We start from the raw sequence: 22635 nt of genomic DNA, 5'->3' as shown, positions 1-22635 counted from the left end.
CGCGAGCCTATTGCATTGCCCCTCTGCCAAGGAAGCCCGTCATGCGCTCACCTCTGTTGCTCTGCCTGCCCGTTCTGCTCGGCGGTTGTTCGCTGCTGATGCCTTTTCACGATCCAGCGCAGGCCTGGATCGAACTGCACGAGCGCCAGGACGGTCGCCTGGAGGCGGTGCAGGTAGACGGTAAAACGCTGGACGACGGCCGTTATTTCCAGATTTCTCCCGGCCGCCACGAGCTGCAGGTACGTCTGCGCTTCGAAGTGGCGCCCGCCAACACCGGCGCGCAGCAGAGTCTGCCGCGCACCTGCCTGCTGACCCTCGACTACGCCGACTTCGCCGCCGGCCAGCGTTATCGGCTGAAGGCCGGTAGTCGCGGCTTCCGTCCCTGGGCGCAGTTACAGGACGAGCGCGGCGAAGACTTGGCGCGAGCCCGTGAGGGCCGCTGCGGCGCCGTCTGATCGGCGCTATGCTGGCCTTCTCCATCGTCGAGGACACCACCATGCGCCTGCCCCTGTTGCTGCCCCTGCTCGCCGTCGGTGCCTGCGCCAGCCCGCTGCCACCGGCGGACCCGCAGCAGGCCTGGGTCGAACTGTACGCCAGCCCCGGCTACACCCTGATGGCGCACAAGCTGGATGACCAGCAGACCCGCGACGGCCGTTACTTCCAGGTGGCGCCCGGCGCCCACGAGCTGCAGGTGCGCTTCCAGTTCGAGGTGGCGGGTGGCGGCGGTGGCGGCGAGTTCAGCAGCGAGCCGGTCGAGATGACCTGCCACCTGCGCTTCCGTTACGACGGCTTCGCCGCTGGCCAGCGTTATCGTATCGAGGCCCGGCCGCTGCAGTACAAGGCCCAGGGCTGGCTGTACGGCGAGGGCCGCCAGGTGCTGGCGCGCGCCGACGTACTGCGCTGCAGCACCTTCTGAGTGCCGCTCAGGCGTCCAGCGTCACCTGCAGGCTGATCTCGGCGTTGAGCAGCTTGGACACGGGGCAACCGGTCTTGGCCGTCTCCACCGCCTCCTCGAACTTGTTGCGGTCGGCGCCGGGAATCCTGGCGCGCAGGCTCAGGTGCACGGCGCTGATGCGAAAGCCGCCGTCCTCTTTCTCCAGCCACACCTCGGCCTGGGTATCGATGCTCTCGGCGAGCATGCCGCGCTCCTCCAGCTCTTTGGACAGGGCCATGGAGAAGCAGCCGGCATGGGCGGCGCCGATCAGCTCCTCGGGGTTGGTACCGGGCTGATCCTCGAAGCGGGTATTGAAGCCATAGGGCTGGTCCTTCAACGCGCCGCTCTGGGTGGAGATGCGACCCTTGCCGTCCTTGATGCCGCCCTGCCAGTGGGCCGAAGCCGTCTTCTTGATGGTCATGTGCTGCTCCTCTCGAATGGGTGGATACCCAGTTGAGAGGAACGCGGCGGCGGCAAAGTTCGTCCTATCGCAGCCCGGCGACTATCTCGAAGCTGCGCAGGCGGTGCTCGGGCTGGTACAGGTCGCAGGTGAAGATCAGCTCGTCGGCGCCACTCTGCTCCAGCAGGATCTCCAGACGCGCGCGCACCTTCTCCGGCCCGCCGATCACCGCCAGGCCGAGGAAGTCGCCGACCGCTTGCTGTTCGTGGGGTTGCCAGCGGCCGACCATGCTTTCCACCGGCGGACGCAACACCAGGCTCTGCCCGCGCATCAGCGCCAGCACCCGCTGGTAGGCAGTGGTGGCGAGGAACTCGGCTTCCTCGTCGCTCGGTGCGGCAATCAACGGTACGCCGATCATGGCGTAGGGCTTGTCCAGCACGGCCGAGGGCTGGAAGTTCTCGCGGTAGATGCGCAGTGCCTGGTGCAGATAACGCGGCGCAAAGTGCGAGGCGAAGGCATAGGGCAGGCCCTTCTGCGCCGCCAGCTGGGCACTGAACAGGCTGGAGCCGAGCAGCCAGATCGGCACGTTCGTGTCCACGCCCGGCACGGCCAGCACCGACTGCCCGGGCTGGCGCGGACCGAGCAGTGTTTCCAGCTCCTCGACGTCCTGCGGGAAATCCTCGGCGCTGCCCAGGCGGTCGCGGCGCAGGGCGCGGGCGGTGGCCTGGTCGGCACCCGGCGCACGGCCCAGGCCCAGCTCGATGCGGCCCGGATAGAGCGCCGCCAGGGTGCCGAACTGTTCGGCCACCACCAGCGGCGCATGGTTGGGCAGCATGATGCCGCCGGAGCCGAGGCGCAGGGTGGAGGTGTTGGCGGCCAGGTAGCCGAGCAGCACGGCGGTGGCGGAACTGGCGATGCCCTCCATGTTGTGGTGCTCGGCCACCCACATGCGCGAGAAGCCGAGCTGCTCCACATACCGGGCCAGAGCAAGGGAGCGCTGCAGGGCGGGCGCGGCGCCGATATCGTCGTCGCGCATGGGCGCCAGGTCGAGTACGGAGAATGGCGTGTTGGACAGCTTGCTCATAAGGCCTCCTCGGGTCGTACCTGCTTTATGGGGTCGCCCCGGCGAAAGGCAAGCCGCCATTCGGCCGCGCCATGAAAAAGGCCGGAGCCCCTCGCGGAGGCTCCGGCCTAGTTGCCGCGGCTAGATGATCAGCCGCGCTGGTAAACGATTTCCTTGGTGTCGGCCTCGCAGGTGCCGACCACGGTCTTGTCGCCGGCGCCACCCTTGTCGACCACTTCCAGGGTGTAGGCGGCCACGCCCTTGTCCTTGAGCTTGGCCTCGATCTCCGCCTTCAGCTCGTCGCAGGGCTTGCCAGCAGCCAGGGCGGAGCCGGCCAGGGTGAACAGGGCCAGGCCCAGCATCATTTGCTTCATGGATAACGCTCCTTCGTAGGTGGACTCGCGGGGCAACCCGCCCCGGACCGGCCAAGACTAGCCGACAGGCGCGGGCGAAACCGTGCGCCGCTCAGCTGTTGCTGATGCGGAAACCGACCTTGAGTTCGACCTGATAGTGCGCCACCTTGCCGTCGACGATATGACCACGGGTATCGACGACCTCGAACCAGTCCATGTTGCGCACGGACTTGGCGCACTCGGCGAGGGCATTGGCGATGGCATCCTCGATGCTCACCTTGGAGGTGCCGACGACTTCGATTTTCTTGTAGGTGCGGTGATCGGACATGTGCTTCTCCTTGGGCAGACAGGCTTCTTCTTCACGCTAGCCAAGCCGGGCGAAAGCACAAGCGGGGCGCGACTCAACCCGCCAATTCGCGGCCCAGCCACTGCGCCAGGCGCTCGGCGCGATCATCGCGGCTGCGCCCGGGCACCCACAGGGCAAGGCGGGCCGAGGTTTCGACAAAACCCCAGGGTGCGACCAGGCGACCGGCGGCCAAATCGTCCGCCACCAGCTGCTGCGGAGCGATGGCCACACCGAGGCCGGCGGCGGCGGCTTCCAGCAGGTAGTAGAGATGCTCGAAGCCCTGGCCCTGCTGCAGTCGCGCCGCCTCCAGGCCCTGGGCCTCGGCCCACTGCGGCCAGGCCTGGGGTCGCGAGGCGGTATGCAGCAGTGGTTCGCCGAGCAGGGCGGCGGCCGGCTCTCCGCTCAGGCGCGCATACCCCTGATAACGCGGACTCAGCACCGGGCCGATGCGCTCCGCCGCCAGCTCGTACACCTGCATGTCCGCCGGCCAGGGCGGGGTGGCGAAGCACAGGGTGGCATCGACACCGGGCCGGCGCGGGTCCAGCTCGCCCTCACTGGACGACAGCTGCAGGCGCAACTCCGGCAGCTCGCGGTTGAGCCGGTCCAGGCGGGGGATGAACCAGCGCGCCAGCAGGCTGCCGGGGCAGCCGAGGACGAAGGGCGCACCCTCCTGGCGCTGACGCAACTCGGCACAGGTCACGCGCAGGCGCTCGAAGGTCTCGGAGGCGACGTCGCGCAGGCGCACGCCCGCATCGGTGAGTTTCACGCCGCGCCCATCCTTGTCGAACAGGCTGACGCCGAGCTGTTCCTCCAGCACACGTATCTGCCGGCTCACCGCCCCGTGGGTCACATGCAGCTCGGTCGCGGCCTGGCTGACGCTGAGCAGACGGGCAGCGGCCTCGAAGGCGCGCAAAGCATTCAGTGGGGGCAGTTCTCGACTCATGGACCAGTGATATTTTCTGACGTGTCCTGGCAATCTAATCCGTTTGCGCCGGCCCCGCCACTTCGCGCCGGTTCATTTTCGCTCGATGCGATGGTCCGTGCCGCTGGTAGAGATTTCCGGCTCCTCACCTTCCCAGGCGACCTGCTGACCGATGCCGTTGACCTCTATGCTCACCGGGCCTTCCAGATCCAGCTGCAGGATGTTCTCCGCACCATAGATGGCTACCGTTGGGGACTGCCCCTCACCCCGTATTTCGGCGTTGATACGATGGCCGCTGCCATTGACCGCGAGGCCACCGATATGCCCGACGTCGACACGGTTTTCGGCTCCGGTCACCTCCAGGCTGGCAGCGCTGCCCAACCGCAGCACGTGCTCAGAGCCTTGCACGTCGACCCTGCCACAATCGCCATCCAGACGAAATTCGTTGGCATTGCCAGTGATGATCACGTCCCGCCCTTTGCACGACACGTCACGCGAAACTCCGATGCCATCGAGTTCCATCGCCTCCTGAGCCTGAGCGGCGCCAGTCAGCGTCAGTAACAGCGCACCCGCTCCCAATACCTTGTGCATAGCCATGTCTCCAATCGATAGCGGCCCGCTTGGCCGTGTGCTGCTGGGACAAAGCCGCCGGGTGCCGAGTTCTACGTCTTCTTCGGCACAGCGGGGAATGCGCGGGGAGCTCTCTCCTCAGCCCCACAAACATGTGAGTATTTCTCACGCATTAGCGCAATCTAATCGCTTTTTCTGTCCGCCCGGATGGATAGAATGACGCCATCACCCACTCTCCCTCGCACCGACCCGATTCGCGAGGGCAGCAGAGCAGGAGCACGCCATGACTTCTTTACGCACCGGCCCGGATAGCACCGGCCTGTTCGGCCATTTCGGCGGCCAGTATGTCGCCGAGACCCTGATGCCGCTGATCCACGACCTCGCCGCCGAGTACGAGAAGGCCAAGGCCGACCCGGAGTTCGCCAAGGAACTGGCCTACTTCCAGCGCGACTACGTCGGCCGCCCGAGCCCGCTGTACTTCGCCGAGCGCCTGACCGAGCACTGCGGCGGCGCGAAGATCTACCTCAAGCGCGAAGAGCTCAATCACACCGGTGCGCACAAGATCAACAACTGCATCGGCCAGATCCTGCTGGCCAAGCGCATGGGCAAGAAACGCATCATCGCCGAGACCGGCGCCGGCATGCACGGCGTGGCCACCGCCACCGTGGCCGCGCGCTTCGGCATGGAGTGCGTGATCTTCATGGGCACCACCGACATCGATCGGCAGCAGGCCAACGTGTTCCGCATGAAGCTGCTGGGCGCCACCGTGATCCCGGTCACCGCCGGCACCGGCACCCTCAAGGATGCGATGAACGAGGCGCTGCGCGACTGGGTGACCAACGTGCACAACACCTTCTACCTGATCGGCACCGTCGCCGGCCCGCACCCGTACCCGGCCATGGTCCGCGACTTCCAGGCGGTGATCGGCAAGGAAACCCGCGAGCAGCTGCAGGAAAAGGAAGGCCGCCTGCCCGATTCCCTGGTCGCCTGCATCGGCGGCGGCTCCAACGCCATGGGCCTGTTCCACCCCTTCCTCGATGACCAGTCGGTACAGATCGTCGGTGTGGAAGCGGCCGGCCACGGCATCGAGACCGGCAAGCACGCCGCCAGCCTAAACGGCGGCGTACCGGGCGTGCTGCACGGCAACCGCACCTTCCTGCTGCAGGACGACGATGGCCAGATCATCGACGCCCACTCCATCTCCGCCGGCCTGGACTACCCGGGCATCGGCCCCGAGCACGCCTGGCTGCACGACATCGGCCGCGTCGAGTACACCTCGATCACCGATGACGAAGCCCTGGCCGCCTTCCACCAGTGCTGCCGCCTGGAAGGCATCATCCCGGCCCTGGAGAGCTCCCACGCCCTGGCCGAAGTGTTCAAGCGCGCACCTAGCCTACCCAAGGACCACATCATGGTGGTCAACCTGTCCGGCCGCGGCGACAAGGACATGCAGACCGTGATGCACCACCTCGACCTGTCCAAATCGGAGAACAACTGATGAGCCGTCTGCAGAGCCGATTTGCCGAGCTGAAACAGCAGAACCGCGCCGCCCTGGTCACCTTCGTCACCGGCGGCGACCCGGACTATGAGACGTCCTTGCAGATCCTCAAGGGCCTGCCGGCCGCCGGTGCCGACGTGATCGAGCTGGGCATGCCCTTCACCGATCCGATGGCCGACGGCCCGTCGATCCAGCTGGCCAACATCCGCGCCCTGGGCGCCAAGCAGACCCTGGCCAAGACCCTGCAGATGGTCCGCGAATTCCGCCAAGGCGAAGCCAACACTCCGCTGGTGCTGATGGGCTACTTCAACCCCATCCACTACTACGGCGTGGACAAGTTCATCGCCGACGCCAAGGAAGCCGGCGTGGACGGCCTGATCGTGGTCGACCTGCCGCCGGAACATAACGCCGACCTGTGCTTCCCGGCCCAGGCCGCGGGCATCGACTTTATCCGCCTCACGACTCCCACGACTGACGACAAGCGCCTGCCGACCGTACTCAACGGCAGCTCGGGCTTCGTCTACTACGTCTCCGTGGCCGGCGTCACCGGCGCCGGTTCCGCCACCCTGGACCAGGTGGAAGAAGCCCACGCCCGCCTGCGCCGCCATACCGACCTGCCGGTATGCATCGGCTTCGGCATCCGCACCCCGGAGCACGCCGCCGAGGTGGCGCGCCGTGCCGAGGGCGTGGTGGTGGGCTCGGCGCTGGTCGACCAGATCGCCAAGGCCGCCAGCCCGCAACAGGCCGTCGAAGGTGTGCTGAACCTGTGCGCCCAGCTGGCCGAAGGCGTGCGCGGCGCTCGTCGCTGAGTTTGCCTCGGCGTGAAAAAAAGCCGCCCTCGGGCGGCTTTTTTGTATTCAGGCGCGGCTACTGACCAGCCGCAGCACCTGCCAGTAACTCGGCGGTTCCGGGGTCAGGCCGCGCTCGCGTAGCAGGGCGTGCAGCTGTGGCAGGCGAAAGTAGGGCACCGAGGCCATCAGGTGGTGCTCGATGTGGTAGTTGACCCGGATCGGCGCGACGAAGGCGCGGGCCAGCCAGCCGGCGCGCGTGGTGCGGGTGTTGCGCAGGGTGTCGCGACTCGGTTCCAGGCAGGCGTGCTCGGCCATCGAGCGGATGCGGATGAACAGCGGGAAGGGCGTGACATAGGCCAGCGCCCACACGCCGTACAGCCAGGCGTGGCCGCTGGCCCAGCACGCGGCCAGCAGCAGGCCATTGGTGATCAGCATGCCGGCGGCGTTGCCAAGGAAGGTCAGCGGATAGTCCCACCAGCGCCGTCCTTCCTGGGGCAGCACCTGCACGTCATTGGCCACCGTCCACTTGAGTACCCCGGCGTCCATCAGCACCCGACCGAGCATGAACTTGAGCCCGGTGACGCCGAACAGATCACGGGCCAGCTTGCGCTGCAGCGAGGTGCGCGTGGTGGGGAAACCGGCCACCAGGGACAGATCCGGGTCATCCACAGTCGAGGTCTTGGCGTGGTGCACCAGGTGGTAGGGGCGGTACTTGTGCAGCTCGTTCCACACCGGCCGCGCGCATAGCCAGTCGGTCAGCACGTCGTTGCCCCACTTGCTCTTGAACAGGGTGCCGTGCGCCCCATCGTGCTGCAGGATGGCCAGGCACAGCTGGCGCCCGCCGATGATCGCCAGGCCCAGCAGCAGTGCGGGAATCAGTGCCCACCAGGGCAGATGTTCGGCGGCCCAGGCCAGGGCCACGAAAGTCAGGGCCACGACCGCCCAGGTCGAGCCAACGGCCCAGGCGCCGCGCCAGTCGGAGCGCTGGGTAAGGGCCTTGATCTCGTCGCGGCTGAGGATGTCGCTGATTTTGGTCTTGTTGTTCATGCGAGTCTCTCCTGAATCAGTGCAGGCGATCGGCCGCCGGCCGGTGCGCTGGGTTGGGGCTGGGGCGGCTGCCGTCGAACAGTCCGCGCCAGATCTGGTGGCCGTGCTCCACGAAGCGCTGCACGCAGGCGAAGAAGCGTGCGCGCGCGGCCGCGTCGACCAGGGGCTCGGGCAGAAGGGGATCGAACGCCGCCTGGCGAATCGCCTGGCGGCCGAGCAGGAAGGCCTCGCGCGCGGCGGTCTCCGGCTCCAGCTCGGCAGCGCGCTGGCGCCATTCCTCCAGCTGCGTTTCCAGCCGGGCGTAGGCGGCGCTCAGCGCGGCGCCATCCCACAGCGCATGGATGCGCCGTTCCTGCTCGGCGCCGAACTGGTCGGCACGGAACAGCAGGGCCTCCGGCTCCAGGCCGAGCTTGTGCAGGCGCTGGCGCACGCCATCGATGTCCGCCTCGATATTGTCCGGACGCAGGTACAGGCCCTTCTCCAGCTCAACGAAACCAAGCATGTGCAGGGCCCGCTCGCGGCGCTGCAGGGCGCTGCGGTCGACGCGCCCGAGAGCGGCGCAGGCGACCATGAGGTAGGCGCCGCTCCAAGGCCGCATACGCCGCTCCATGCCACGCCAGGCGGCCAGTTCGCTGGACAGCTGCAAGGCCATCGGACCGAGGCGATAGCTGCCGCGCCCGGCACCTTCCACCAGGGCTTCGGCCGACAGCCGGGCCAGGGCGACACGCACGCTGTTCTCGCTGATGCCGAACAGGGTGCTGGCGGCAATGGCATCACGGGCCAGCAGCGGCTCGCCGTCATTGGCCATCAGCAGCTCGAGGATCAGGCTCTTGGCGTTGATTTTCATGGGGTGGGCTTTGCCTTAATTACACACGATCAAATTTATATTTGAACTAATGTAATATTTCAACAGAAAGTTTTTCCTTGCTCATCTATGAAATGTTCCGCCATGAAAAAGCCGCTGCGCACAGGGCGGGCAGCGGCTCGGGTACGGCGTGAACCTCAGCGCAACTTGTCGACCATCGCCGCCAGTACGCTCAGCACATCGCGCGCCAGGCGCTTGGAGCGGGCGCCGTTCCAGCCGGTGCGCGGGTCGGGCGAGAGGTTGTGGTCCTTGAACGGCATCTCCACCGTGTAGGCCAGGCAGTTGTAGGTCTGCCCGACCCAGTTGCAGGCCAGCGCGAGATTGGCCTGACCCGGTTCGTCACGCGGGTAGCCGTGCTCCACCTGGAATTCGCCGATGGCCATCAGGCGCTGGCGGAACTCCTGCTCCAGCGCGTCCAGGCGCGGGGTGAAACCGGGGTTGCCCTCGCAGCCGGCGGTGAACACATAGGGAATCTCCTCGTCGCCGTGGATATCCAGGAAGCAGTCGACGCCCTGGGCGGCCATCTGCTGCTGGACGAACAGCACCTCCGGGCTCTCGCTGGCCGAAGGCGCCTGCCAGGCGCGATTGAGGTCCTTGCCGGCGGCGTTGGTACGCAGGTTGCCGAGGAAGGCGCCGTCCGGGTTCATGTGCGGCACTAGGTACAGGTCGGCCTTGCTCAGCAGTTGCCGCAGCTCCGCGTCATCCTGGTAGAGGCGCTCGATCAGGCCCTCCATGTACCACTCAGCCATATGCTCGCCGGGATGCTGCTGGGCGATCAGCCAGATCTTGCGCGGCGTGCTGGCCGTGCCACGCACATGCAGCAGCGGCAACTCGCGGCCCTGCAGGCTGCTGCCACAGGCCAGCAGTTCGACGTTGGGCAGCGCCAGCGCCTTGACCAACAATTGCGCGTGCCTGGCCCGACTGTAGGGCTCGAAGTAGGCAAAGCGGGCGGAATTGCGCTCGGCCAGCAGCTTGAAGTGCAGACCGTCCGCGTCGAAGGTCGTCGGTACGCGGAACCAGTCCTCGCCGTCGTAGCTGGCCACCGCCTGGTAGCCGCTCCAGGCGCTCTTGTAGCTGGACTGGGCGGCGTTGGTCAGGCTGAAGCCGTGGCTGTGGCCGACGCTCAGGCCCTCGGCGAGAAAGTGGAACCACTGGAAGTGGTCGCTGGCGAAGTCCTTGCGGATGGCCAGGCGCACCCGGCTAGGGTCGCCGGCGTTGATCACCTCGATGTTGCCGCTGTCGAAATCGCTGCGAATCTGCATGGCCGGGGTCCTGATTGCGGGAAGCCGGCAGGATAGCCGGCACTGATCTGCTGCGCATGCCCGAGGTAACAGGCTGTCGCATCCCGGCAAGACGATTACGCGAAGATGAATACTGCCGGCTCTTGCCAGGACGGGTAAGGGCTCTGCACTCTAGCGATCTGACTTTGGCAAGGAAGCCCTATGCGCCGCACCACTTCGCTGACGCTGCTGTTCACCCTGTTCTTCGCCCCCCAACTGCTGGCTACGGAACGGCCCAGTTTCTTTGGCGAAACCTTGCTACCACAGCACAACTTCGGCATCTCCCGAGGCTGGTACGACCAACAACTGACGGCCAAGGATCTCTGGCAGCGAGCTCTGATCGAGTTGCAGCTGTTCTCGCCCGATGCAGAGAAAAAAAGCTGGAGCTCAGAGGATTGTCACTACGACAGCGCCCTCAAGGTGCTGCAACAGATTCGTCGGGAGCTAGGGACCGAGACACCGTACCAGAGACTATGGGCAGCCAATCAGGTGCGAGTGCTGGATGTCTGTGCAGGGCAGGCCGGTGAGGAGCCGGTCGAGCCGGAGATCGAAGGGCAGCCGGCTCGCGCGCAAAGCGACTACCTGTATCAGCTGGCCAGCTGGCATTTCTACAAACGCCAGTACGAGCCGGCGCTGGCGCTCTATGAGCAGGTCGGCGAGCAGAAGCAGGCTCCACTACGTGGCTTCGCGCGCTATATGAGCCTGCGTAGCCTGGCGGCGCTGGGGCGCGCCGACGAAGCCTATGCCCGAGCCAACGACATGCTCGAGGAAAACGACCTAGACAGCCGCGAGCTAGTGGCCAACTACCGCTTCATCCTGATGCATTTCACCAGCCTCTATCGGCCTGACGTAGACGTTGATCTTGCCGATCGTCATCTGCGCTGGCTGCTAGAAGCGATCAAGCAGAGCCCGGAGAAAGCGGCGGACATGAGTCGCAGCCGCCGGGATCTGGAAGACGCCACCGAACAACTAGCAGGCTATTTCGTCGCCCGCCCACAAGGGCTGCCAGTCCATTGGTGGTTGACCCCCAACGTCCCGCTCAACCCGCTGCTGCAGGCCGTTCAGCACCAAGCCCGAGACAACGAATTGGTGGACTGGCTACAGGCCCGCGAGGCCTACAACGTGCTGGCCAGCGATTGGCTATGGGCACTGCACCAGCAACAGGCAGACTACTGGGAGCAGAACCGCGTCATCGTCGAACACGCATGGCAACGTTGGCAGAGCAGCGGTCATGCGGAGTGGCTGCAGATAGCAGTCGCACGGGTACACCCACAAGACCCGCTGGCGCAGACCATTCTGGAGGCTGGTGAGGCGCGGCTGAATACTCAGTGGCAAGGAGAGACAGCCGAGTACCGCTATTGGCTGGCCGACCTCTGGACGCACAGCATTCGCCTGCGCCTGGGTCGCAATGATCTACCGGGGGCCATGCGCCTGGTCGAGCAGCACGCGGACTATGACCAGCTACGCCGTGATCGCCCCTACGCCAGAAGCGCAGCTCCAGAAGCCTACTCCAACGCATTGCGCTGGCTGGTCTATCAGGGCAAGGCCGAGGACGCTCGCCAGTGGCTGGCCATGCTGCTGAAACGCCACCCAAACAGCTACAAGGCATGGCGAACCCTGCTGGCTCAGGACTGGCCAGAGGCCCAGATTTCCGGACTTCAGCAGAGCAGATACAGCGACGAAAGCACCGACAACTCGCCACAGCTCTGGCATGCCATGCTGCAATTGCTACCACTCGAGGAACTGGAGCAACTGGCCGATCGCGAAGACCTCCTGAAGCCGTACCGCGTACCGCTGGCCAGAGCCACACTGACCCGCGCCATTCTGCTCGGCAAGGATATGGACACCTTGGATCGCAACGCGGCCAGGCTCGCCAAACACGAACCGGAGCTACGGGAGCTGGTACTGCGCTACAGCGAACAGCGCGATCATGACGCCTACGTCGAACTGCTGCTGCAAGTGCCTCGCCTACGCCCACTGCCCTATGTCGAGTATCAGGCAGACTTTTATGAGTCGCCACTGCATGACAGCCTGCCGAGCTCCGCCATGGCCATCGACGTGATCAATCACAACGACAACAACTGGTGGTGCCGCGTCCATCAGGAGCGCCAGGAGAAACGGCTGTTCGATGCGGCCAAGATAGCTCCGGCCAATCTGCGCGATATCTTCGATACCGAAAATCTTGAGCAGCAGCCCGAAGTGCTGGCCTATCTGGACAAGCAGCGACAGTTGCTGGCCAACCATCCGCTGTTTCAACACATCGATCAGGCTGAGCTGGACCTCCTGGCCGAGATCCCGTCCGGCCCACAGTATCTGAGTGAGGAGGTCATTCAGCGGGAGCGCTTTACCGACTGGCTACCCACGCGCAGCGAGAGTGACCGCAACCAGCATGCTGCCAACCTGCATCGAGCAGTACGCACCACCCGTTACGGTTGCCCCCGAGACGGCTCCCACGCCCGTTATTCGCAGGCAGCGTTCCGCCTGCTGCACCAGCACTATGGCGATACCTTGTGGGCTCGGGCGACGCCTTATTGGTTCGGCTGCCCGTACTCCTATCAGGGCTGCCCTGCCAAGCCCGCAGCAGATTAGCTATCGGTCTAGCCGGCCGGCCCGGACTACGCCGCTCACCGGTCAGCTTGGCGATGTCAGCCAGAATCAGCTCGGCAACGGCGCAATTGCCGAGGTGCAGCGTCCGCGCCACACTCCTGCGAAAACGACGGCACAAGACCGAAGGTAATTGCCCTGGAGTCACGAATGAAGACAACCCTGGACGAGCTGCAGGCCTTCACCCAGGTGGTGGATGGCGGCTCCATCACCGCCGCCGCGGAGCAGCTGGGGCAGACCGCCTCGGGCATCAGCCGCGCCCTCGGCCGCCTGGAGGAGAAGCTCGAAGTCACCCTGCTGCGCCGCACCACCCGGCGCCTGGAGCTGACCGAGGAGGGCGCGGCGTTCCTCGCCCAGGCCCGGCGCATTCTCGCCGCCGTTGAGGAGGCCGAGGAGCAGATGGCCCTGCGCCGCCAGGTGCCGGCCGGGCGCCTGCGGGTCAATGCCGCCTCGCCGTTCATGCTGCATGTGCTCGTGCCGCTGGTCGCCGGCTTCCGCGAGCGCTTTCCACAGATCGAGCTGGAGCTGAACAGCAACGACCAGATCATCGACCTGCTGGAGCAACGCACCGACCTGGCCATCCGCATCGGCCCCCTGCGCGACTCCAGCCTGCATGCGCGGCCGCTGGGCTGCAGTCGCATCCGCGTGCTGGCCAGCCCGGCCTATCTGAAGAGTCGCGGCACCCCGCGCAGCGTCGCCGAGCTGGAGGACCACGACCTGCTCGGCTTCACCCAACCGGAAAGCCTCAACGTCTGGCCGCTGCGCCATGCCCTCGGCGAGGGCCTGAGCATCAGCCCTAGTCTGCGCGCTTCCAGCGGCGAGACCCTGCGCCAGTTGGCCTTGAGCGGCGCGGGGCTGGTCTGCCTGTCGGACTTTATGACCGCCGAAGATCGGCAGTCCGGCGCGCTGATCGAAGTGCTGGCCGAGCAGCGTGTCGACAGCCACCAGCCGATCAACGCCGTGTACTACCGCAACACCGCGCTGGCGGCGCGTATCACCTGCTTCCTCGACTACCTGGGCGAGCATCTGGCGGGGCGGGCCTGGGCCAGAAACTGACCGGGCGCTCTTGGCCTTATGAATTTTCTTGTGTATTTTTTCATGAAATTAACAAGAAACAATTTCACGAGGCCGTCATGTTCAAGCAATCCGCGCAGCACATAGGCACTTACTACGCCGGCACCTATGGCCCGATTCCGCTGCGCCCGCGTCTGGAAGAACATACCGACTGCGACGTGCTGATCATCGGTGGCGGCTTTAGTGGCCTGCACACCGGCCTGCGCCTGGCCCTGGCCGGCAAGAAGGTGGTGATCCTCGAAGCCAGCCGCCTGGCCTGGGCCGCCTCTGGGCGCAACGGCGGCCAGGCACTGCCGGGCTGGTCCTGCGATATGCCGCCGCTGGAGAAAGCCCTGGGCACCGAGCGCGCCAAACAGTTGTGGGACAGCATGGTGTGGGCCGCCGAGGAGATGCGCGAGCTGCCCGAGCGCCACCGCTTCGACATCGACTACCGCACCGGCGCCATCTACACCGCCGTGCTGCCGCGCCGGGTGCGCCTGCTGCAGGAGAACCTCGAGGAAGCCAGCGAGAAGTACGGCTATCAGCAGCTCAGCTTCATCCCCAAGCAAGACTTGCCCCAATGGATCGCCAGCCCGCGCTACCAGGCCGCGCTGCATGACTCCGGCGCCGCCCACCTCAACCCGCTAAAGCTGGCCCAGGGCCTGGCGGGCGCCATCGAGGCGGCCGGCGGACGCATCTTCGAACAGAGCAAGGTGCTCGACTACCGCGAGACCGACGCCGGCTTCGTCGCCCGTACCGAATACGGCGAAGTGCGCGGCAATGTGCTGGTCCTGGCCTGCAACGCCTATATCGACCGCCTCGACCCGGCGCTGTCCAAGCGCCTGCTGCCGGTCGGCTCGTACCAGGTGGCCACCGCGCCGCTGGATCCGGAGCTGGCGCGCTCGCTGTTCCCGCGCGGCACCTGCGCCATCGACAACCAGTTCGTCCCCGACTACTTCCGCGTCACCCCGGACAACCGCCTGCTGTTCGGCGGCGGCTGCACCTACCTGGGCGGCATCCCGGCGGACGTGCCGGCGGCCACCCGGCCGTATCTTGAGCGGGTGTTCCCGCAGCTGCGCGGGGTGCAGATCGATTACGGCTGGGGTGGGCATATCGACTGCACCATGCACCGCACCCCCGATGTCGGCCGCCTGGACCACAAGTTCTGGCTGCAGGGCTTCTCCGGCCACGGCATCCTGCCGACCCTGGCAGCTGCTCGCGCGGTGAGCGACGCGATTCTCGGTGACGAACAGCTGCTCGGTCTGTACCAGGGCCTGAGCAACCCCGGCTTCCCCGGCGGCGACCTGCTGCGCGCGCCGATCGAGGCGGTGGGCAAGGCCTGGTACCGTCTGCGTGACGTCGTCTAACCCAACGGAATACGGAACCAGCATGGACAAGCAGGAAGAAATCGAAGGCCTCGCGATCCTGGTGCGCGACCTGCGCAAGCACAAGAACCTCACCCTCAACGAGCTGGCCGAATGCATCGGCCGCTCGGTGGGCTTCCTGTCCCAGGTCGAGCGCGGCCTGTCGCGCCCGACCGTGGCCGATCTCACCGCCATCAGCGAAGCGCTGGGCGTACCCACCACCTACTTCTACAACCCGGGCCACCCGCGCGCGGTGCGCTGGGTGACCCGCCCGGACGAGCGCCGCACCCTGTACTACGCCGGCGGCATCACCGATGTACTGGCCTCGCCCGGCATGGCTGGCGGCTTCGCCATGCTCGAGAGCTTCCTGGAACCCGGCGCCAGCAGTGGCGACGGCCACCTCGACGACAGTTCCGAGCAGGGCGGCTTCGTCCTGGAGGGCGAGCTAACCGTGTGGTACGGCGACGACGCCGAGCCGGTCACCCTCGGCCCGCGAGACAGTTTCCAGCTGCCGCCCCACGCCAAGTTCCGCTACGCCAACCTCACCGATTCCCCCACCCGAGTGCTCTGGGTCTTCACCTGACCGCGCAGATACCACCATGACAAGAACAACGAAATTCCCCGACCTGCTCAGCGAAGTGCGCGCCTTCCGCGCCGCCCATCCGGACGTGCGTTACGTGGAACTGATCTGCCTGGACATTCCGGGGCACTTCTACGGCAAGCGTTACCCCCTCGACATGCTGGAGAAGGTCGCCGCCGGCGGCCCGCTAAAGGTGCCGCAGAACTGTGTGCTGCTCGGCGCCCAGGGCGGCCTGCACCCGATCGGCGACTACTGCTTCAACGACGGCGACCCGGATGCCCCGCGCCGCCTGATCCCCGGCAGTCTCAAACCGGTACGCTGGGAGAACCAGCCGCTGGGGCAGATGCTGATCAGCTCCGACGGCACCGAGGCGCCGATCGAGTTCGAGCCGCGCGAGGTGCTGGCGCGCGTACTGAAGCGCCTGGAGGCAAAGGGCATCCGCCCGGTGGTGGCCTTCGAGCTGGAGTTCTACCTGTTCGACCGCAAGCTGGATGCCGGCCTGCCGCGCTTCCCGCGCGACCCGCTGACCGACGACGAGGACGACCAGCCGAACATGCACATCGAGCGCCTGTCGCGCTTCTCCGATGTGCTACACGAGATGGTCGACGCCGCCCAGGAGCAGGGCGTGGAGGCTAACGTGATCACCGCCGAACTGGGCCCCGGTCAGTTCGAGATCAACTTCGCCCACTGCGACGACGGCCTGCACGCCGCCGACCAGGCCGCGCTGTTCTGCCGCAGCACCCGCGGCGTGGCCATGCAGCACGGCTACCGCGCCAGCTTTATGAGCAAGCCCTACCTGGACGCACCGGGCAGCGGCATGCACGTGCACGTCAGCCTGTACGACCAGGCCGGCAACAACCTGCTCGACAGCGACGGTCAGCGCCCGCTGCGCCATGCCGTGGCCGGCTGCCTGGAGCTGCTGCCGCACTGCATGCCGATCTTCTCCGCCAACCACAATGCCTTCCGCCGCTACGGCGCCATGGTCAACTCGGCGAGCAAGGCCAGCTGGGGCTTCGAGGATCGTGACGCATGCATTCGCATCCCCGAGTCGGACGGCCGCAACCTGCGCATCGAACATCGCCTGGCCGGCGCCGACGCCAACCCTTACCTGGTGCTGGCGGCCATCCTCAGCGGCATGGAGCACGGCCTGGACCAGGCCCGCGAACCAATCCCCTCGCTGAACGAGGATCGCAGCAGCGGCATCGGCTTCCCCAAGGATATGCTCACCGCGGTGGCGGCCATGGAGTCCCACGAGGTGGTGAAGGCCAAGCTGGGCAGCGAGTTCGTCTTCGTCTACTGCGAGAACAAGCGCCAGGATCACCTGCAGTTCATGCACGACATCAGCGCACGGGAGTATCGCTGGTTCCTGTAGCGAGCAAGGCGCAATTGCCCGGCTCGCAACCAACTGCTAATTTGCCGTCCACGCCGGTGTAGCTCAGTCGGTAGAGCAGCGCACTCGTAACGCGAAGGTCGCAGGTTCGATTCCTGTCTCCGGCACCAGCATCCCGAACATGAAAAAGCCCAGCATCGAGCTGGGCTTTTTTTATGGCTATCGCCTTACTGCGCGGCCTGCATGGTGCGGGCACGCTCGGCCTGCTTCTGCTTCTTGTAGGCCAGCGCCGCCGGCGCCACTTTGCTCACCTGGCCGGTTTCCAGCCAGCGCTTGAGGCGGTTGGCGTCGGCCATGTGGGTGTACTTGCCGAAGGCATCCAGCACCACGAAGGCCACCGGTTTGCCGGCCATCTGCGTGCGCATCACCAGGCAGTGGCCGGCAGCGTTGGTGAAGCCGGTCTTGGTCAGCTGGATGCTCCAGTTGTCCTTGTGCACCAGGCTATTGGTGTTGCGGAAACCGAGGCTGTAGCGCGGCTTGGCGAACTGCTGAACGTGCTCGCGGGTGCTGCTGAACTGGCCGATCAGCGGGTACTGGCTGGCGGCCTTGACCAGCTTGACCAGGTCGTTAGCGGTGGAGAGGTTCTTTTCCGACAGGCCGGTAGGCTCGCGGTAGCGGGTGTTGCTCATGCCCAGGGCCGTGGCCTTGGCGTTCATCGCCGCGACGAAAGCCGGCACGCCGCCGGGGTAGTGGTGGGCGAGGCTGGCGGCGGCACGGTTCTCCGAGCTCATCAGGGTCAGCAGCAGCATGTCGCGGCGGCTCAGCTGGCTGCCGATACGCACGCGGGAATACACACCGCGCATCTCCGCCACGTCCTTGATCACGATGCTCAGCTGCTCATCGAGCGAGGGCTTGGCATCCAGCACCACCATGGCGGTCATCAGCTTGGTCACCGAGGCGATCGGTACCTGCAGGTCCGGGTTGCTGGAGTAGAGGATCTGGTTGCTGTTGAGGTCGACCAGCAGGGCGCTGCCGGAAGCGAGTTCCTGGGTCTGCGGCGCCGCCTGGACGAGGGGGGCGGCGAGGGTCAGGCAGGCCAGCAGCAGGCTGGCGAGGGAGAAGGCTTTTTTCACTATCGGGATCCGCACTGTTGAATGAGCCAGGCGGTCCCTGCCGGCGAATGGCGTGAGTATAAGTGTGAGCGCAGTCTCAGGCGAGCGCGGGCGCTCTACGGCGGCCCAGGCGCAGCAGGCCCATGGCGAGGAGGATCACCGCGGCGCCGGCAGCCAGGCGCGGCAGGTCGAAGTCGCGGTTCCAGATCAGCAGATTGACCAGCAGCCCGGCCGGCACGTGCAGCTCGTTCATGATCGCCAGGGTGCCGGCGTCCACCCGGGTGCTGCCCTTGACCCACCAGTACAGGCCCAGCGCCGTGGCGAACAGACCCATCCAGACCAGCACGCCCCATTGCACGGTGGTCTGCGGCAGCTTCTGCGGATCACCGAACAGCAGGAACGACGGCAGCACCAGCAGCAGCGCACCGAGGAAGAAATGGCCGAAGAAGCGGTGTAGCGGCTGCGCCGGCTGGTAGTGCAGCAGCAGTCGACGGCACAGCACCTGGCCGGCGGCGAAGGTGGCGTTGGCCACCTGCAGCAGGGCGAAGCCGAGCAGGTAGTCGCCTTCCAGCTTGTCGAAGCGGATGATCACTCCGCCACCCACCGCCACCAGCGCCGCGAGCAGCGCCCAGGGACTGAAGCGCCGGGCCAGGGCATCGTCGAGCAGGGTCACGTAGATCGGCGTGAGCACGGTGAACAGCAGCACCTCCGGCACCGTCAGCACCTGGAAGCTGCGGTACAGGCACAGGTAGGTGATGCCGAACTGCAGCGCGCCGGCCAGCCAGAAGCCGGCCAGCAGCCGCCACGGCAGGCCGCGCCAGAGGGTGAAGGGCAGGAACACCAGCGCGGCGATCAGCACTCGCGCCAGCACGGCGAAGTCGCTGTCGACGCGGCCGGCCAGGTACTCGCCGATCAGGCTGAAGGAGAAGGCCCACAGGGCCGTGACGACCAGCAGGTAGCGCATGTCAGCTCAGCTGGCTGCGCAGTTCCGCCAGTACCGCCGCACTCTGCGGCCGCACGCCGCGCCAGACGAAGAAGGCCTCGGCGGCCTGCTCCACCAGCATGCCCAGGCCGTCGATGCAGCGCGCCGCGCCATGTTCGGCAGCCCAGCGGTTGAAAGCGGTCGGCTGCTTGGCATACATCATGTCGTAGCAAACGGTGTGGCCCGGCTGGATCAGGCTCGGGTCGAGCGGCGGCAGCTCGCCGGCCAGCGAGGCCGAGGTGCCGTTGATGATCAGGTCGACCGGTTCGCTGAGCCAGTCGAAACCGGCCGCGGCCACCGGGCCCAGGTCGGCGAACTCGCGGGCCAGTTGCTCGGCCTTCTCCACCGTGCGGTTGGCGATGGTCAGGCTCTGCGGCCGCTTGGCCAGCAGCGGTTCCAACACACCGCGCACCGCGCCGCCGGCGCCAAGCAGGAGGATACGCTTGTCGGCCAGGTCGAGGCCGGCGTTCACCGTCAGGTCGCGCACCAGGCCGGCACCGTCGGTGTTGTCGCCGAGCAGGCGACCGTCATCGAGTTTCTTTAGGGTGTTCACCGCGCCGGCGCGACGGGCGCGCTCGCTCAGTTCATCGGCCAGGCGATAGGCCTCTTCCTTGAACGGCACGGTGACATTGCCACCACGGCCGGTCGTGAAGAATGCGCGGGCATAGCCGGCAAAATCGTCCAGCGGCGCCAGCAGCGCCTCGTAGGACAGCTGCTCGCCGGTCTGCGCGGCAAACATGCCGTGGATCAGCGGCGACTTGCTGTGGCCGATGGGATTGCCGAACACGCCGTAACGGTCAGTCACTTCGCAGCCTCGCCCAGCCAGTCGCGGTCCTGCAGGAAGTACTCGGTCAGACGCGCTTCTTCGCTGCCCGGCTCGGGCTTCCAGTCATAACCCCAACGCACGTGCGGCGGCAGCGACATGAGGATGGATTCGGTGCGCCCGCCGGATTGCAGGCCGAACAGGGTACCGCGGTCGAACACCAGGTTGAATTCGACGTAGCGGCCACGGCGGAAGGCCTGGAACTCGCGCTGAGCCTCGGTGAACGGGGTGGCCTTGCGGCGCTGGACGATCGGCAGGTAAGCCTGGATGTAGGCATCGCCGATGGCGCGCAGGAAGGCGAAGCTGGTGTCGAAGTCCCATTGATTGAGGTCGTCGAAGAACAGCCCGCCAATGCCGCGCGGCTCGCCGCGGTGCTTGAGGTGGAAGTAGCGGTCGCACCACTCTTTGAACTTCGGATAGACCTCGGCACCGAACGGCGCGCAGGCGTCACGGGCGACCTGGTGCCAGTGCACGCAGTCTTCCTCAACGGCGTAGTAAGGGGTCAGGTCGAAGCCGCCGCCGAACCACCAGACCGCTTCCTCTCCGTCCTTCTCGGCACTGAAGAAGCGCACGTTGGCGTGGGAGGTGGGGATGTGGGGGTTTTCCGGGTGGATCACCAGGGACACGCCCATGGCCTCGAAGCCGCGCCCGGCCAGTTCCGGGCGATGGGCACTGGCCGACGGCGGCAGGCTGTCGCCGAATACATGGGAGAAGTTCACGCCACCCTTCTCGATCAGCGCGCCGTTCTCGATCACCCGGGTACGGCCACCACCACCGGCGGGGCGCTCCCAGCTGTCTTCGAAGAAACGGACACCGCCGTCTTCGGCTTCGAGGGCGGCGCAGATGCGATCCTGCAGGTCGCGCAGGTAGGCCTTCACGGCCTGGGTACGTTCACTCACGGCTATGGATCCGGGCAGTTCGGAAGAGGGCGCCAGCATACCATCGTCGTATCCCGCCGGGCTTGACGGAGGTCAGCAGCGGCGTTTGGATGGTGCCCTTTGCAGAGGAGCGCGCGACATGGCCAAACGCATCCAGTTTTCCCGCCACGGCGGCAGCGACGTGCTCGAGCTGGTCGACCAGCCAGCGGCCGAGCCTGGTCCGCAGGAAGTGCGCGTACGCAACCGCGCCATCGGCCTGAACTTCATCGACACCTACTACCGCAGCGGTCTGTACCAGCCGCCAAGCCTGCCGTCCGGCCTGGGCAGCGAGGGCGCTGGCGAGGTGGAGGCGGTGGGCAGTGCGGTGACGCACCTCAAGGTCGGCGACCGCGTGGCCTATGGCACCGGCCCGCTCGGCGCCTATGGCGAGCTGCATGTGCTGCCGGCGCAGCATCTGGTCAAACTGCCGGAGTCGATCTCCTTCGAGCAGGCCGCGGCGCTGATGCTCAAGGGCCTCACCGTACAGTACCTGCTGCGCCAGACCTACCGGGTCGACGCCGGGCAGACCATCCTCTGGCACGCCGCGGCCGGCGGCGTAGGGCTGATCGCCTGCCAGTGGGCGCGTGCTCTGGGCGTGCAGCTGATCGGCACCGTGTCGTCTCCGGAGAAGGCCGCGCTGGCCAAGGCCAACGGCGCCTGGGCGACCATCGACTACAGCCGCGAGGACGTGGTGCAGCGGGTGCTGGAGCTGACCGGCGGGGCCAAGTGCCCGGTGGTCTACGACTCGGTGGGCAAGGACACCTGGGAGCGCTCGCTGGACTGCGTGGCGCCGCGCGGCCTGCTGGTGAGCTTCGGCAACGCATCGGGCGCCGTCACGGGAGTCAACCTCGGCGTGCTGGCACAAAAAGGCTCGCTCTACGTCACCCGGCCGACCCTGGGCAACTACGCCAACAACGCGGAGAACCTGCAGGCGATGGCTGACGAACTGTTCGGCCTGGTCACCAGCGGCGCAATCAAGGTCGAGATCGGCCGACGCTACGCGCTGGCCGAGGCGGCACAGGCCCAGGATGCACTGAGCGGCCGGCAGACCACCGGCTCGACCATCCTGATTCCGTAACTAGTCACCACGATCTCGCGAGCTAGAGAAAAACAAGGCGGAAGCGGCTGAGGAAGCGGAGTTGACTATTGGTCAATGAGAATTCCGAAGACGCTTTCAACGCAGTTTTTCCGACGCGCAGCAGATCGTGTTCAGGATGGGCGGATTACATCGCCGGTCCGCAGGTCGCGAATCAGACTGGGGTTCTTGCGCCCACCCAGGGCGCCACCGAGCACCGCATCCAGCTGGCGCGGGAAGTACTGCTCGACACGCAGACGCGAACGCGCCGAGGGCCGCCCCGCCGGGTTGGCCGAGGTGGATACCAGCGGGCCGGTGAGGGCGCACAGATCGCGCACCAGCGGATGAGCGCTGACGCGCAGTGCGACGGTGTCGTGCTGACCGGTGATCCACTCGGGCAGGCGATTCTGGTGCGGCACCAGCCAGGTGTTGGGCCCCGGCCAAGTGCTGGCCAGGCGGCCGATCCAGCGCTCGGGCAGGTCGTCCAAGAGGAAGTCGAACTGCTCGATGCTGTCCGCCACCAGAATCACGCCCTTGCGCACGGGACGGTCCTTGAGCGCCAGCAGGCGATCGACCGCGGCCTCGTTCCATGGGTCGCAACCCAGGCCCCAGACGGCCTCTGTGGGATAGGCGATCACCCCGCCCTCGCGTACTACCTTTGCCACTCGCCGTATGCGCCAACTACCGTGCATGCTCGCCCCCTTTCTCTGCATGGCGGCGAGTTTA

Annotated in this window: 24 protein-coding genes and 1 tRNA gene; 11 read left to right on the top strand and 14 right to left on the bottom strand. The window is 66.4% G+C overall.

The window, feature by feature from the left end:
* The first annotated feature begins 41 nt into the window (after positions 1-41).
* Together IB232_RS12130 and IB232_RS12125 are read left to right on the top strand one after the other, a co-directional pair.
* Positions 42-455 carry a hypothetical protein gene (locus IB232_RS12130; protein WP_192398888.1) on the top strand — a complete coding sequence of 138 codons (414 nt, stop codon included), beginning with the start codon at positions 42-44 and terminating at the stop codon, positions 453-455.
* A gap of 41 nt (positions 456-496) precedes the next feature.
* Complete coding sequence (locus IB232_RS12125; protein WP_192399347.1) at positions 497-916, top strand: hypothetical protein; 420 nt, start codon at positions 497-499, stop codon at positions 914-916.
* Positions 917-923: 7 nt separating this feature from the next.
* On the opposite strand, the gene IB232_RS12120 is transcribed toward IB232_RS12125, so the two are convergent.
* The 6 genes from IB232_RS12120 to IB232_RS12095 form a co-directional block, all read right to left on the bottom strand.
* Positions 924-1349, bottom strand: coding sequence for an OsmC family protein (locus IB232_RS12120; RefSeq protein WP_318652268.1), 426 nt, complete (start codon positions 1347-1349; stop codon positions 924-926).
* 70 nt (positions 1350-1419) lie between these two features.
* Entirely contained in the window at positions 1420-2418 is a 999-nt protein-coding gene (locus IB232_RS12115; RefSeq protein ID WP_192398886.1) for an LLM class flavin-dependent oxidoreductase, read from the bottom strand.
* Between the two features lie 128 nt (positions 2419-2546).
* Positions 2547-2771, bottom strand: a complete 225-nt coding sequence (locus IB232_RS12110; RefSeq protein ID WP_192398885.1) for a DUF1161 domain-containing protein — start codon at positions 2769-2771, stop codon at positions 2547-2549.
* Positions 2772-2862: 91 nt separating this feature from the next.
* The gene (locus IB232_RS12105) at positions 2863-3078 is read right to left on the bottom strand and encodes a dodecin (protein WP_137973879.1); all 216 of its coding nucleotides are present in this window, start codon (positions 3076-3078) and stop codon (positions 2863-2865) included.
* 73 nt (positions 3079-3151) lie between these two features.
* On the bottom strand, positions 3152-4039 hold the full coding sequence (locus IB232_RS12100; RefSeq protein ID WP_192398884.1) for a LysR family transcriptional regulator: 888 nt from the start codon (positions 4037-4039) through the stop codon (positions 3152-3154).
* A 72-nt stretch (positions 4040-4111) separates the two neighbouring features.
* A complete protein-coding gene (locus IB232_RS12095) occupies positions 4112-4609 on the bottom strand; it encodes a DUF3060 domain-containing protein (protein WP_192398883.1) in 498 nt (165 codons plus the stop codon).
* Between the two features lie 262 nt (positions 4610-4871).
* On the opposite strand from IB232_RS12095, the gene trpB reads away from it, so the two are divergent.
* Positions 4872-6086, top strand: a complete 1215-nt coding sequence (gene trpB / locus IB232_RS12090) for a tryptophan synthase subunit beta (protein WP_192398882.1) — start codon at positions 4872-4874, stop codon at positions 6084-6086.
* Complete coding sequence (gene trpA / locus IB232_RS12085; RefSeq protein ID WP_192398881.1) at positions 6086-6895, top strand: tryptophan synthase subunit alpha; 810 nt, start codon at positions 6086-6088, stop codon at positions 6893-6895. The genes trpB and trpA overlap by 1 nt, the downstream gene beginning before the upstream one ends.
* 48 nt (positions 6896-6943) lie before the next feature.
* Here the strand turns inward: trpA and IB232_RS12080 are convergent, their stop codons facing one another.
* From IB232_RS12080 to IB232_RS12070, 3 genes are all read right to left on the bottom strand, one after another.
* Positions 6944-7924: a fatty acid desaturase family protein gene (locus IB232_RS12080; protein WP_192398880.1), complete on the bottom strand. Its 981-nt coding sequence runs from the start codon at positions 7922-7924 to the stop codon at positions 6944-6946.
* A gap of 16 nt (positions 7925-7940) precedes the next feature.
* Positions 7941-8771, bottom strand: a complete 831-nt coding sequence (locus tag IB232_RS12075) for a PaaX family transcriptional regulator C-terminal domain-containing protein (RefSeq protein ID WP_192398879.1) — start codon at positions 8769-8771, stop codon at positions 7941-7943.
* Between the two features lie 155 nt (positions 8772-8926).
* Entirely contained in the window at positions 8927-10051 is a 1125-nt protein-coding gene (locus IB232_RS12070; RefSeq protein ID WP_192398878.1) for a M14-type cytosolic carboxypeptidase, read from the bottom strand.
* A gap of 180 nt (positions 10052-10231) precedes the next feature.
* Between IB232_RS12070 and IB232_RS12065 the strand changes: the two genes are divergently transcribed.
* The 6 genes from IB232_RS12065 to IB232_RS12040 all read left to right on the top strand — a co-directional run bounded on the left by IB232_RS12065 (position 10232) and on the right by IB232_RS12040 (position 17170).
* Positions 10232-12658: a hypothetical protein gene (locus IB232_RS12065; protein WP_192398877.1), complete on the top strand. Its 2427-nt coding sequence runs from the start codon at positions 10232-10234 to the stop codon at positions 12656-12658.
* Positions 12659-12823: 165 nt separating this feature from the next.
* Positions 12824-13729: a LysR family transcriptional regulator gene (locus tag IB232_RS12060; protein ID WP_192398876.1), complete on the top strand. Its 906-nt coding sequence runs from the start codon at positions 12824-12826 to the stop codon at positions 13727-13729.
* Between the two features lie 77 nt (positions 13730-13806).
* The gene (locus IB232_RS12055; protein WP_192398875.1) at positions 13807-15093 is read left to right on the top strand and encodes an NAD(P)/FAD-dependent oxidoreductase; all 1287 of its coding nucleotides are present in this window, start codon (positions 13807-13809) and stop codon (positions 15091-15093) included.
* A 22-nt stretch (positions 15094-15115) separates the two neighbouring features.
* Complete coding sequence (locus IB232_RS12050) at positions 15116-15673, top strand: helix-turn-helix domain-containing protein (RefSeq protein WP_192398874.1); 558 nt, start codon at positions 15116-15118, stop codon at positions 15671-15673.
* Positions 15674-15689: 16 nt separating this feature from the next.
* Positions 15690-17042, top strand: coding sequence for a glutamine synthetase family protein (locus tag IB232_RS12045; RefSeq protein WP_192398873.1), 1353 nt, complete (start codon positions 15690-15692; stop codon positions 17040-17042).
* A 52-nt stretch (positions 17043-17094) separates the two neighbouring features.
* Positions 17095-17170, top strand: a tRNA-Thr gene (locus IB232_RS12040).
* A gap of 57 nt (positions 17171-17227) precedes the next feature.
* Here IB232_RS12040 and pbpG read toward each other — a convergent pair.
* The 4 genes from pbpG to hemF form a co-directional block, all read right to left on the bottom strand.
* Complete coding sequence (gene pbpG / locus IB232_RS12035) at positions 17228-18133, bottom strand: D-alanyl-D-alanine endopeptidase (RefSeq protein WP_192398872.1); 906 nt, start codon at positions 18131-18133, stop codon at positions 17228-17230.
* A gap of 76 nt (positions 18134-18209) precedes the next feature.
* Entirely contained in the window at positions 18210-19076 is an 867-nt protein-coding gene (locus tag IB232_RS12030; protein WP_192398871.1) for an EamA family transporter, read from the bottom strand.
* A 1-nt stretch (position 19077) separates the two neighbouring features.
* Positions 19078-19899 (bottom strand): shikimate dehydrogenase, encoded by an 822-nt coding sequence (aroE, locus tag IB232_RS12025; RefSeq protein WP_192398870.1) that lies wholly within the window; start codon positions 19897-19899, stop codon positions 19078-19080.
* Positions 19896-20855, bottom strand: a complete 960-nt coding sequence (gene hemF, locus IB232_RS12020) for an oxygen-dependent coproporphyrinogen oxidase (RefSeq protein WP_225592283.1) — start codon at positions 20853-20855, stop codon at positions 19896-19898. The genes aroE and hemF overlap by 4 nt, the downstream gene beginning before the upstream one ends.
* Positions 20856-20934: 79 nt before the next feature.
* Here hemF and IB232_RS12015 point away from each other — a divergent pair, with 79 nt between their 5' ends.
* Positions 20935-21912, top strand: a complete 978-nt coding sequence (locus IB232_RS12015) for a quinone oxidoreductase family protein (RefSeq protein ID WP_192398868.1) — start codon at positions 20935-20937, stop codon at positions 21910-21912.
* A gap of 131 nt (positions 21913-22043) precedes the next feature.
* Here IB232_RS12015 and IB232_RS12010 read toward each other — a convergent pair whose 3' ends face one another.
* Positions 22044-22601 carry an L-threonylcarbamoyladenylate synthase gene (locus IB232_RS12010; RefSeq protein WP_192398867.1) on the bottom strand — a complete coding sequence of 186 codons (558 nt, stop codon included), beginning with the start codon at positions 22599-22601 and terminating at the stop codon, positions 22044-22046.
* Positions 22602-22635 lie beyond the last annotated feature (34 nt).

Source organism: Pseudomonas sp. PDM15, assembly GCF_014851565.1.
Lineage (GTDB): Bacteria > Pseudomonadota > Gammaproteobacteria > Pseudomonadales > Pseudomonadaceae > Aquipseudomonas.
The sequence above is the reverse complement of the archived record's forward strand: the minus strand, read 5'-3'. Positions and strand labels throughout refer to the sequence as shown.